This window comes from Sinomonas sp. B1-1, assembly GCF_050474465.1.
GTDB classification, from domain to species: Bacteria; Actinomycetota; Actinomycetes; order Actinomycetales; family Micrococcaceae; genus Sinomonas; species Sinomonas flava.
Genome location: NZ_JBCHVF010000001.1, coordinates 225,170 through 236,664, shown reverse-complemented (window position 1 = coordinate 236,664; position 11,495 = coordinate 225,170). Strand labels below are relative to the sequence as shown.

11 protein-coding genes and 1 tRNA gene are annotated in these 11,495 nt (G+C 71.2%); 3 read left to right on the top strand and 9 right to left on the bottom strand.

What is annotated here, in order from left to right:
- Positions 1 to 22: 22 nt before the first annotated feature.
- Entirely contained in the window at positions 23 to 658 is a 636-nt protein-coding gene (gene coaE, locus ACQ5BE_RS01105) for a dephospho-CoA kinase (RefSeq protein WP_430295121.1), read from the bottom strand.
- A 43-nt stretch (positions 659 to 701) separates the two neighbouring features.
- On the opposite strand from coaE, the gene ACQ5BE_RS01100 reads away from it, so the two are divergent.
- Complete coding sequence (locus ACQ5BE_RS01100) at positions 702 to 1,379, top strand: IMPACT family protein (RefSeq protein WP_430295120.1); 678 nt, start codon at positions 702 to 704, stop codon at positions 1,377 to 1,379.
- On the opposite strand, the gene ACQ5BE_RS01095 is transcribed toward ACQ5BE_RS01100, so the two are convergent.
- From ACQ5BE_RS01095 to polA, 4 genes are all read right to left on the bottom strand, one after another.
- Positions 1,376 to 1,807, bottom strand: coding sequence for a flavodoxin family protein (locus ACQ5BE_RS01095; RefSeq protein ID WP_430295119.1), 432 nt, complete (start codon positions 1,805 to 1,807; stop codon positions 1,376 to 1,378). The genes ACQ5BE_RS01100 and ACQ5BE_RS01095 overlap by 4 nt on opposite strands.
- Before the next feature lie 255 nt (positions 1,808 to 2,062).
- Positions 2,063 to 3,538 carry a 30S ribosomal protein S1 gene (gene rpsA, locus ACQ5BE_RS01090; RefSeq protein ID WP_430295118.1) on the bottom strand — a complete coding sequence of 492 codons (1,476 nt, stop codon included), beginning with the start codon at positions 3,536 to 3,538 and terminating at the stop codon, positions 2,063 to 2,065.
- Between the two features lie 200 nt (positions 3,539 to 3,738).
- Entirely contained in the window at positions 3,739 to 5,073 is a 1,335-nt protein-coding gene (locus ACQ5BE_RS01085) for a GNAT family N-acetyltransferase (protein ID WP_430295117.1), read from the bottom strand.
- On the bottom strand, positions 5,070 to 7,841 hold the full coding sequence (polA, locus tag ACQ5BE_RS01080) for a DNA polymerase I (RefSeq protein ID WP_430295116.1): 2,772 nt from the start codon (positions 7,839 to 7,841) through the stop codon (positions 5,070 to 5,072). Before polA ends, ACQ5BE_RS01085 begins: the two co-directional genes overlap by 4 nt.
- Here polA and ACQ5BE_RS01075 point away from each other — a divergent pair.
- Positions 7,840 to 8,439, top strand: coding sequence for a hotdog fold thioesterase (locus ACQ5BE_RS01075; RefSeq protein ID WP_430295115.1), 600 nt, complete (start codon positions 7,840 to 7,842; stop codon positions 8,437 to 8,439). The two genes, polA and ACQ5BE_RS01075, sit on opposite strands and share 2 nt — an antisense overlap.
- On the opposite strand, the gene ACQ5BE_RS01070 is transcribed toward ACQ5BE_RS01075, so the two are convergent.
- The 4 genes from ACQ5BE_RS01070 to ACQ5BE_RS01055 all read right to left on the bottom strand — a co-directional run bounded on the left by ACQ5BE_RS01070 (position 8,424) and on the right by ACQ5BE_RS01055 (position 10,694).
- Complete coding sequence (locus ACQ5BE_RS01070; RefSeq protein WP_430295114.1) at positions 8,424 to 8,963, bottom strand: dihydrofolate reductase family protein; 540 nt, start codon at positions 8,961 to 8,963, stop codon at positions 8,424 to 8,426. The genes ACQ5BE_RS01075 and ACQ5BE_RS01070 overlap by 16 nt on opposite strands.
- Positions 8,964 to 8,998: 35 nt before the next feature.
- Positions 8,999 to 9,217: a hypothetical protein gene (locus ACQ5BE_RS01065; RefSeq protein ID WP_430295747.1), complete on the bottom strand. Its 219-nt coding sequence runs from the start codon at positions 9,215 to 9,217 to the stop codon at positions 8,999 to 9,001.
- Between the two features lie 2 nt (positions 9,218 to 9,219).
- On the bottom strand, positions 9,220 to 10,413 hold the full coding sequence (locus tag ACQ5BE_RS01060; RefSeq protein ID WP_430295113.1) for an inorganic phosphate transporter: 1,194 nt from the start codon (positions 10,411 to 10,413) through the stop codon (positions 9,220 to 9,222).
- 199 nt (positions 10,414 to 10,612) lie between these two features.
- Positions 10,613 to 10,694 (bottom strand) — tRNA-Leu (locus ACQ5BE_RS01055).
- Between the two features lie 130 nt (positions 10,695 to 10,824).
- Here ACQ5BE_RS01055 and ACQ5BE_RS01050 point away from each other — a divergent pair.
- Positions 10,825 to 11,448, top strand: coding sequence for an ANTAR domain-containing response regulator (locus tag ACQ5BE_RS01050; protein WP_430295112.1), 624 nt, complete (start codon positions 10,825 to 10,827; stop codon positions 11,446 to 11,448).
- Positions 11,449 to 11,495 lie beyond the last annotated feature (47 nt).

Here is an 11,495-nt window from a genome sequence, read left to right as displayed (position 1 = left end):
GCATGTCCGCATTCGCTGCAGGCTAAGCGGAGGACCCGGCCTGCGCGGACCGGGCGGCCGCCGGGACGAGGACGCCGTCCCACAGCCGGTCCACCGCGCCCCGCAGCTCCTCCACGGTGCCCGTGTTCTCCAGGACGTGGTCGGCTGCCGCGAGGCGTTCCTCGCGCGTCGCCTGGGCTGCCATGCGGGCGCGCGCCTCGGCCTCGGGCATGCCGTTCCTGGCCGCGAGCCGGCCCACCCGGACGTCGTCGGGCGCGTCGACGACCACCACGAGGTCGAAATTCCCGGCCTGCCCTGTCTCCACGAGCAGCGGGATGTCCTGGACGACGACGGCGCGCGGGTCCTGGCTGCCCGCCCGCTCGACGATCTCGGCCGCACGCGCCCGCACGCGTGGGTGGACGATCGCGTTGAGCACCTCGCGCCGCGCGGGGTCCGCGAAGACGATGGCGCCCAGCGCCGCCCGGTCCAGCCCGCCGTCGTCGGCCACGATCCCCGGCCCGAACGCCGCGACGACCTCGGCGAGCCCCTCCGAACCGGGCTCGACGGCCTCGCGCGCGAGCACGTCCGCGTCCACGAGGACCGCGCCCCGCTCGGCGAGCCTGCGCGCGACCTCCGACTTCCCCGAAGCGATTCCGCCTGTCAGTCCAACCCTCAGCACGGCCCCAGCCTAGCGCGGACGAGCCGCCGCCTAGACTTGTGCGGTGACCGAGACACCGAGCCATGCTGCGCGCTACACGACGGTCGACGGCGAGCACCGACACGAGCTCGAGGTCAAGCGGTCCCGCTTCATCACGGTCCTGCGACGCGTCGAGACGGAAGGGGACGCGCGCGACCTCGTGGCCGGGCTGCGGCGCGAGTTCCACGACGCGCGCCACCACTGCAGCGCCTTCGTCCTCGGACCCGACCGCACCACCCAGCGCAGCAGCGACGACGGCGAGCCTGCCGGCACCGCGGGCATCCCCATGCTCGAGGCCCTCCTGAAGAGGGAAACGCACGACGGCGCGGCGGACCTCAGCGACGTCGTGGCCGTGGTCGTGAGGTACTTCGGCGGTGTCCTGCTCGGTGCCGGCGGGCTGGTCAGGGCGTATTCGGAGTCGGTGTCCTCCGCACTCGACACCGCCCGGCTCGTCAGGCGCCAGCGGCTGCGCATCCTCGGCGTGGCCACGGAGCACGCCGTCGCACCGCGCCTCGAGAATGACCTCCGCTCGGCCGGCGTCGTGGTCCTCGGCGCCGACTACGGCGCGCGCTCCGTCACCCTGCGGATCGCCGTGGAGGACTCCGATGCGGAGGCCGCGGCCCTTGAAGGGCGGCTGGCGAGCCTCTCGGCGGGATCCGCCCGAGCCGACGCGCTCGGGACTTCCTGGGTCGACGTCCCCTAGCCCGCGAGCTGTCGGCCCCAGGCCTCCGCCTTCTCGAGCTCCCCGTCGAGCAGCGGCCCCTCGGTGCCCTTGACGTAGTACCAGGTGGGATCGGCGGCACGCTGGCCGCCGGCTGCCTCGAGCGCGTGCTCGATCTTCTTGGCGGCGTCACCGTGGATGAACAGCTTGACGCGGGTGTCGAACGCGGCGGTGCGCACGCCGTCGAGGGAGCCGGGCCCGAGCGCGTCGAGCCAGGCGCCCAGTCCCTCCAGCGGCTTCCAGCCGACGATGGGACTCCCGACCACGAGCAGCGCCCCCGGCTCGAGCGTTGCGGGCGAGAACGCCGAGGCATGGACCGCGCGGGCGCCGCCACCCAGCCCCCGAGCGATCGCCTCGGCGACGCGCTGGGTATTGCCGTACTGCGACTCGTAGACCACCACTGCCGTCATTGCTGTGCCTTCCCGTCTGTGGGCCTTCCTGCCTGTCGGCCTTCCCGCCTGTGGGCCTTCCCGCCTGTCGGCCTTCCTGCCGCAACAGTAGGTCTGCAGCACTTGAACCGGCGAGGGTCGAACGGCCCCTGTGTGCGACGCGCGCCGACGCGAGCGGGCGCGGACACGAAAGGGTGCCGACGCGAAAGGGGCGGGCCCTGCTCGCGCAGGACCCGCCCCTTCATGCAGACGGTCGAACCGTCAGCCGGCTACAGCTCAGTTGCCGGTGAGCTTCTCGCGCAGGGCGGCGAGAGCCTCGTCGGACGCGAGCGTGCCGGAGGAGCTGCTCTCGGAGGTCGACGCGGCCTCGGAGGAGTAGCTGGTGGACATCGACTCGTGGCCGGACGCCGCGGCGGCGTCGTCGGCGAGGTGCTGCGAGACCTGCTTCTTGTGCGCCTCCCAGCGGGTCTGGGCGTCGGCGTACTGCTGCTCCCACGCGGCGCGCTGCGTCTCGTAGCCCTCGAGCCACTCGTTGGACTCCGGGTCGAAGCCCTCCGGGTACTTGTAGTTGCCCTCCTCGTCGTACTCGGCGGCCATGCCGTAGAGCGCCGGGTCGAACTCGGTCGAGTCCGGGTCCACGCCCTCGTTGGCCTGCTTGAGCGACAGGGAGATGCGGCGACGCTCAAGGTCGATGTCGATGACCTTGACGAAGAGCTCGTCGCCCACGGAGACGACCTGCTCGGCGAGGTCCACGTGGCGGACCGCCAGCTCCGAGATGTGCACGAGGCCCTCGATGCCGTCTTCGACGCGCACGAACGCACCGAACGGCACGAGCTTGGTGACCTTGCCGGGGACGACCTGGCCCAGCGCGTGCGTGCGGGCGAAGGTCTGCCACGGGTCCTCCTGCGTCGCCTTGAGCGAGAGGGAGACGCGCTCGCGGTCGAGATCGACCTCGAGGACCTCGACCGTGACCTCCTGGCCGACCTCGACGACCTCGGACGGGTGGTCGATGTGCTTCCAGGACAGCTCCGAGACGTGCACGAGGCCGTCGACGCCGCCGAGGTCCACGAACGCACCGAAGTTGACGATCGAGGAGACGACGCCGGGACGGACCTGGCCCTTCTCGAGCTTGTTGAGGAAGGAGGAGCGGACCTCGGACTGGGTCTGCTCGAGCCAGGCGCGGCGGGACAGGACCACGTTGTTGCGGTTCTTGTCGAGCTCGATGATCTTCGCCTCGATCTTCTGGCCGATGTACGGCGCGAGATCGCGGACACGGCGCATCTCGACGAGCGAGGCCGGGAGGAAGCCACGGAGGCCGATGTCGAGGATGAGGCCACCCTTGACCACCTCGATGACGGTGCCGGTGACGACGCCGTCCTCCTCCTTGATCTTCTCGATGTCACCCCAGGCGCGCTCGTACTGCGCGCGCTTCTTGGAGAGGATCAGGCGGCCTTCCTTGTCCTCCTTGGTGAGGACGAGCGCCTCGACCTGGTCACCGACGGCGACAACCTCGCCCGGGTCCACGTCGTGCTTGATGGAAAGCTCGCGAGAGGGGATGACGCCCTCGGTCTTGTACCCGATGTCGAGCAGGACCTCGTCGCGGTCAACCTTGACGACGGTTCCTTCCACGAGGTCGCCGTCGTTGAAGTACTTGATGGTGGCGTCGACAGCGGCGAGGAAGTCCTCAGTGGTGCCGATGTCGTTGATGGCGACCTGCGGCGTGGTGGACGTCGAGGTGGAGGTGATGGTCATGTAGTAGGGGCTCCGATGTGGATAGTTGGTCGGTCAGTCAGACCCGCGTCCCGGCTGCCGGCCGCGTTGCGGAGACTGGCTGAAGTCTTAGTGTGGTGCTGCGTCCCGCACGCCAGCCGGACCGGCCAGCAGGCAGAACGCACGCGCGTACTACGCGCCCGTCCAGTCTAGTCGCCGCGCCCAAGGTGGGTCAAAGCGGTTCAGAAGTGCGTCAGGCAGTGCGCAGGCCGCTCGACAGCGAGCATCTGCGCCAGCACGAGCGCGGCCTCGGGCGAGGACTCGCCCGTGCGGATCCTGCCGGCCTGGAGGAGGGACACGGGGCTCACCCCGCCCACGTAGACCGACGAGAGGTCCGCGATGTCGAGCAACACCTGGGCCTCGCCGTCCGGCGCTCCGAGGGCCTCGACTGTCGCCGCCCCGTCCACGACCGCGAGCCGGTAGCGGCCGGCGGCGAGGCCCAGGGCGTCGTCGACGCGGAGGATGAGGTCGCCGTCGTGTGCGTAGCGGCGCGCCTCGAGCGCAGCCCGGACGTCGAGGATCCGCAGCCAGAGCATGTCGCGCGCCGTCTCGGCCCGCACCACGCGGGAGTCCTCGAGCGCCCAGACGAGGGGGTCGTCGGCGGGCGCCTCGTCCCAGATCACTCGGTCGATGAGGTCGAGCGATCCGAGGTAGTCCCACAGGCCCAGGTACGCGTCCGGTGTGGCCGAGACGAGGTCCAGCAGCTCCATGGTGGGCGGCTCGTGGGACCACCCACGGAACCTGTAGGCGGCGTAGCCGTCCAGGGTGCCGTCCTCGGCGAGGTGGACGGCGACGCGCAGGCCGGGATCCTCGCCGCCGGTCGAGCGCTCCCACTGGCCGGCGGCGTGCAGCGCGTACTGCTCCTGGCGGTCCACAGAGCCGGGGACCGTACGGTGGGCAGCGGCGAAGATCGTCGGCGCGAGCTCGAGCATCGCTCCCGGCTCGGCGGCCATCACGCGTCCGCGGGGCCGGACGGCGAGGCGGAAGCGGGGCCCGGTGGACACGGTGACGCGCCGCTCGTGGGTCGCGACGCCGTAGCCGAAGCGGCGGTAGATCGAGGCCTCGGAGGCAGTGAGGGCGGCCACAGGGACGCCGTCCGCCTTCGCGCGGGCGAGGTCCTCCCCCATGAGCCGGCGCAGGAGTCCCCGGCGCCGGTGGTCGGTGCGCACCGTGACAGCGGTCACGAGGTGCGCGGGCACGAGCCGGCCGTAGCCGGCGTTGAGGGTCTTGCGCATCGAGGCGAAGGTCGCGATCGGCCCGTCGGGGGAAAGGGCCCCCGCAGGGGCGGGCCCCGTCTCGTACACCGCCGTGAGCTCGCGGTCGTCGACGCGGTACGCGGCGGCCGTCTTGGCCACGTGCGCGTCGGCGAGGGCCTTCTTGTAGAACCCGTAGTTCACGGCCCGGATCCATTCCGCGGTCGCGGGGAACTCTCGATTGGCGGAGTCGGCTGCCCGGAAGCGGCGGATCTCGTAGCGGCCCGCCTCCGGGCCGCCGACCGACGGAGGGACCTCGGTCAATGCCCGGCCTCGTTCCACGTCCGCCCCACGCCGATCTGCACGTCGAGCGGGACGCTCAGGTCCGCCGCCGAGCCCATCTCGTGCTCGACGACCTCCCGCACCGCGGCCTCCTCGCCCGGGGCGACCTCGACCACGAGCTCGTCGTGGATCTGCAGCAGCAGCCGCGACCCGAGGCCGCGCGCCTTCAGCTGGCCCTCCACCCCGATCATGGCCCGCTTGATGATGTCCGCCGCCGAGCCCTGGATGGGCGAGTTGAGCGCGATCCGCTCGGCGAGCTCGCGGTGCACCCGGTTGGGGCTCGTGAGGTCCGGCAGGTACCGGCGGCGGCCGAAGATCGTCTGCGTGAAGCCGTCCTGGCGGGCCTGCTCGACGACGCCGCGCAGGTAGTCCCGCACGGCGCCGAAGCGGTCGAAGTAGTCCTTCATGAGCGTGCGCGCCTCGTCGACCGAGATCTCGAGCTGCTTGGAGAGGCCGAACGACGAGAGCCCGTAGGCCAGGCCGTAGGACATGGCCTTGACCTTGGAGCGCATCTCGCTCGTGACGTCCGCCGGTGCCACGTGGAAGATCCGCGAGCCGACGAAGCGGTGCAGGTCCTCGCCCGAGCGGTAGGCCTCGATGAGCCCCTCGTCCCCCGAGAGGTGGGCCATGATGCGCATCTCGATCTGGGAGTAGTCCGCCGACAGCAGCGACTCGTAGCCCTCGCCGGCGACGAACACGTCACGGACGCGGCGGCCCTCCTCGCTCCGGATCGGGATGTTCTGCAGGTTGGGGTTGTTCGAGGACAGGCGTCCCGTGGCCGCGATGGTCTGGGCGTACGTGGTGTGGATCCGCCCGTCCTTCGTGACGGCCTTCTTGAGGGTCTCGACCATCTGGCGGAGCTTGCTCGACTCCCGGTGCGCCATGAGCGAGGCGAGGAACGGGTGCCCGGTCTTGTCCAGCAGCTCCTTGAGGGAGGCCGCGTCGGTCGTGTACCCGGTCTTGATCTTCTTCGTCTTGGGCAGCTCGAGCTCCTCGAAGAGGACAGCCTGGAGCTGCTTGGGGGACCCGAGGTTGACCTTGTGCCCGATCGCTGCGTACGCCGCCTCGGCGGCGGCCTCGCTCGTGGCGCCGAGCTCGTCCATGAGCGCGTCGATCTGGGGCACGTCGACCGTGATGCCGGCCCACTCCATGTCGAGCAGGACCCGGGAGAGCGGAAGCTCCATGTCCTGCAGCAGGGCGGCCGCGCCCAGCTCCGTGAGCTGCGGCGCGAGCTCGTCATGGAGGGCGCGCACGACGGCGGCCTGCCGCGCCATCGCTGCCGCCGCGGCCTCGTCTCCGGCGAGGTCGAGCGCGAGCTGCCCCGCGGTCGGCGCGCCGGCGGCGAGCTCGATCCCGAGGTGGTGCTGGGCGAGGTCGGGCAGGGCGTACGAGCGGCGGTCCGGCTCCGCGAGGTAGCCGGAGATCGAGACATCGTCGACGACCCCTTCCACCTCCGCGCCGAGCGCCCTCAGGGCCTTGGTGCCTTCCTTGTACTCGGCCATCGCCTTGGGCACCGCCGGGTCGGCCAGCCACGCGGCGAGCGGGGCAGGGAGCGCCCCGTCGAGGGGCACGACGACGGCGGCCTCCTTGGTTGCGAGCGCGACGGACTCGGCGGCCGGGCGGGGGCTGCCGCCGTCCGTGCGCACGGCGACAGCGACGGGCTTCCCGCCCGCTGCCGCCGCGCCTTCGGCGAGTGCCGCGAGCGAGGCGGCGAGGGCGTCGTCGTCCGCGGGAACGGTGTGGGGCGGGACGTGGAACTCGTCCTCCCCCGCCTCGGGTCCCTCGGTGCCGAAGACGTCGTAGACGCGCGTGCGCAGCGCCTTGAACTCCAGTTCGTCGAACAGTGCCTCGACCGCGGCGCGCTCGGGGCGGGGGTCGGCGAGGTCGTCCAGCGTCAGCGGCAGCTCGAGGTCCGTCAGGAGGCGGTTGAGCCTGCGGTTGCGCTCCACGGACTCGAGGTTGGCCCGCAGGGACTCTCCCGCCTTGCCCTTGATCTCCCCCGCGTGCTCGAGGACACCCTCGATCCCGTCGTACTGGGTGATCCACTTCGCCGCGGTCTTCGGCCCCACGCCGGGGACGCCCGGGAGGTTGTCGGCGGACTCGCCCACGAGCGCCGCCAGGTCCGGGTACCGCGCGGGCGGGACGAAGTACTTCTCCTCGATGGCGGCGGCGTCCATCCGGGGGATGTCGCTCACGCCCTTGCGCGGGTAGAGGACGGAGACGTGGTCGTTGACGAGCTGGAACGTGTCCCGGTCCCCCGAGACCAGGAGGACCTCGAAGCCCGCGGCCGCGCCCTGGGCGGCAAGGGTTGCGAGGATGTCGTCCGCCTCGTGGCCCGGGAGCTCGAGGGTGCGGATGCCGAGGGCCGCCATGACCTTCTTGATGTAGTCGATCTGGCCGGAGAACTCGGCGGGCGTCGCGTTGCGGCCAGCCTTGTACTCGCTGTACTCGGTCCGGCGGTGGGTGGTCTCGTCGCTGACATCGAAGGCTACCGCGACGTGGGTGGGCTCCTGGTCCCGCACGAGGTTGATGAGCATGGACGTGAAGCCGTGGATCGCGTTGGTGTGCTGACCTTCGGCGTTGACGAAGCTCTCGGCCGGCAATGCGAAGAATGCGCGGAACGCCATCGAGTGCCCGTCGAGGACCAGCAGCCTCGGCCGCCCGGCGCCGGGCCCCCCTGCAGTGCTGGTGGGGACGCGCGCGGGGAGGGTTTTGCTGGTTTCAGTCACGGGTGCCAGCCTAGTGGCCATGCACGACAATTTCAGCCGCGCCGCTGCGCCCTCGCCCGCCGTCGACGCCCCCGCAGAGGCCGGCGACCGGGACCGCTCGGCGGCGCTCGCCGCCGAGCTCGAAGCCGCCGGCGTCCCCGAGCACCTCAGGCCCTGGCTGGCAGACCGCGGCGTCGGTGCGCTCGTGGTCAAGCTGGGCATCGTGTTCGAGGAGCTCACGGCTGAGCGCGCGGTCGCCACGATGCCCGTGGCGGGCAACACCCAGGTCGCCGGCATCCTGCACGGGGGCGCCCACGCGGTCCTCGCCGAGACCCTCGGCTCGTTCGCGGCGTCGCTCCACGCCGGGCCCGGACGGCATGCGGTCGGCGTCGACCTGAACGCGACGCACCACCGCCCTGCAGTGCGCGGACTGGTCAGGGGCACCTGCACGGCGGTCCACCTCGGGCGCACACTCGCGACGCACGAGATCGTGATGACCGACGAGGAGGGCCACCGGCTCTCCACAGCGCGCATCACGAACCTGCTTCGGGACAACCCGCCGGCGGGCCGTAGTCCGGAAGGCCAGGGCGGCGGGCGGCAGGGAGGCCGTCCGGAGCGCGGGGGTCAGGCCGCCCTGTAGGCGAGTTCCACCGTCCCGCCGCGCTCGACCACGCTCTCGAGGGTGAATCCCGCCGGCACCCCGAGGGGGTTTCCGCCGAACAGGGGCACGCCCCCGCCGAGTGCGACGGGCACGAGGGTGAGCACGATGCGGTCGATGAGCCCGGCGGAGAGGAACTCCCCGGCGAGCGACCCGCCGCCGACGATGTACACGTCCTTGTCTCCGGCGTCCCTGCGGAGCTCGTCGGCGAACATCTGCACGCTGCCCCGCACGAGCACGACGTCGGCGCCGTCGTCCGTGCCGAGCTCGTGGTGGGTGAAGACCCAGCACGGGACGCGGTACGGCCACCCGTCCTTCGCGTGGGCGCGCACCCACTCGTAGGTGTCGCCGCCCATGACCACGCAGCCCACCCCGGCTTCGAAGGCGTCGTACGCGGCCGCGACCCCCTCGACCTCGTTGAACTGCTCGAGCCATGCGAGGTCGCCGCCGTCCGAGGCGATGTAGCCGTCCAGACTGCTGCCCACGAAGTACACGAAGTCCGCCATGGGCCCAGCCTATCCGCCGGTCCGCACGGCGGGGCTCAGGAGTGGAAGTACGGGATGATCAGGTAGATCCCGAAGAGCACCGCCGCCCCGCACAGCGCGAAGCACACCGCGGCGGCCGCGCGCGGCAGGCCTCCGCCCTGGGGGCGGTCCCCCGCGACGGCGGAGAGCCGGACGCCGAGCGAGTAGAGGAGGACGACGACGCCGGAGCCCACCACGGTGGCCAGCGCGACGACGGCGAGCTCAGCCCACTTGATGCTCATGCGGTCCCCCTCGAGGTGAAGCGGCGGCGCTTTCGGCGCGTGAAGGCCACGGCTTCGCCGGCCTCCTCGACCTCGACCACGTTGTGGTGCGCCACCTTCTGGCGCTGGGAGACGACGAACATCCACACGACAGCGATGGTGCCGAGGATGGCGGTGACGAGCACTCCGGGCGTGCCGAGAGCGATCAGCAGGGCAGCCAGGCCGCCCACGAGGGCCGCGGCGGGCAGCGTCAGGACCCAGCCGAGCGCAATCCTCCCCGCGGTTCCCCAGCGGACGCTCGTGCCGCGCCTGCCCAGGCCGGAGCCGATCACCGAGCCGGAGGCGACCTGGGTCGTGGAGAGCGCGAAGCCGAGGTGGGACGAGGCGAGGATCGCCGCCGCGGTGCTCGATTCGGCCGAGAAGCCCTGGGCGGGCCGGACCTCTGTCAGCCCGGTGCCCAGCGTGCGGATGATCCTCCAACCGCCCGCGTACGTTCCGACGGCGATCGCGGCGGCACATGCCGCGATGACCCAGAGCTGAGGACCGGTCCCGACCTGCTGCTCGCCGCCGGCGATGAGGACCAGCGTGATGATGCCCATCGTCTTCTGCGCGTCGTTCGTGCCATGGGACAGGGCCACGAGGCTCGAGGTGAAGACCTGGCCCACGCGGAAGGTTCCCCGCCCCTGCCGCAGTTTGCTTCCCTCGGCGTCGCGGCGTGCCGTGAGCGCGTACGCCATGCGCGTCGTGAGCCAGGCGGCGAAGCCCGCGATGATGGGGGCCGCAACGGCGGGGAGGATGACCTTCGCCACGAGGGTCTCGAAGTTCACGGCGTGCAGGCCCATGCCGACGACCGCTGCACCGATGAGGCCACCGAACAGCGCGTGGGACGAGCTCGACGGGAGCCCGCGGAGCCATGTGAACATGTTCCACATGACGGCGCCCATGAGGCCGGCGAAGATGACTTCGGGGGTGATGTGGATGCCCTGTTCCCCCTCCCTGATGAGGCCGCCGGAGATGGTCTTGGCCACCTCTGTCGAGAGGAAGGCGCCCACGAGGTTCAGCACGGCAGCCAGTGCGACGGCCTTGCGCGGGGTGATCGCACCGGTCGCGATCGGCGTGGCCATCGCGTTGGCGGTGTCGTGGAAGCCGTTGGTGAAGTCGAAGAAGAGCGCCAGTACGATGACCAGCACGATCATGGCGGTGATGTCCACCCGCAGTGCCCTTCGGGGTTGAGGTCAGGGAAAGGAGCCCGTGGATCGCCCGTGTTCACGGTACGTTCATGAACAGTTCGCGTCAAAGGACTTGACGCGGCGGCTGGGCTGCAGCCTAGCCATCCTAGCGCGCCACTGCGGGCCCCGCGCCGACAGACGAGTGCGGGCCCCGGCTCACTGCCGGGGCCCGCGCTGGACGTGCCCGAGGTGGGACTCGAACCCACACACCTTTCGATACCGCATTTTGAGGGCGGCGCGTCTGCCAATTCCGCCACTCGGGCCTGCCCGACAACTCTACCTGCTCCGGGCCTTCCCGGCGCTGCCCGGCCATCCCCTCCCACAGGGAAGCGGAGTCAGGCCGCGCGCCGGTAGGATCGACGTCAGAGTATCCCCTGACCCCGAGGAGCCCGCGTGTCCGACAAGACCCCCCAGGCAGCCCCTTCCCCAGAGAGGGCGGCCTCCGCGACGGCGCGCCGCGTCGTCGTCGCCGAGGACGAGACCCTCATCCGGCTCGACATCATCGAGATCCTCCGCGGCGAGGGCTTCGACGTCGTGGCCGAGGCGGACAATGGCGAGCGCGCCGTGCAGCTCGCCGAGGAGCTCAAGCCCGACCTCGTGCTCATGGACGTCAAGATGCCCGTCATGGACGGCATCACCGCCGCCGAGAGGATCGTCAAGGCACGCATCTCCCCCGTCGTACTGCTCACCGCCTTCAGCCAGAAGGAGCTCGTCGAGCGCGCTCGCGACGCCGGGGCCATGGCGTACGTGGTCAAGCCGTTCACCCCGAACGACCTCATCCCCGCGATCGAGATCGCGCTCTCGCGCCACGAGGAGATCAAGGCCCTCGAGGCGGAGGTGACGGACCTGAAGGAGCAGTTCGCCACCCGCAAGCTCGTCGAGCGTGCCAAGAGCCTGCTCATCACCAAGATGGGCCTGACCGAGCCCGAGGCGTTCCGCTGGATCCAGAAGACCTCGATGGACCGCCGGCTCAGCATGCGCGAGGTCGCCGAGACGATCATCAACCAGGTCAGCTAGACCCACCCAGACACAGCAAAGGGCGGCACCCGGTCCCGGGTGCCGCC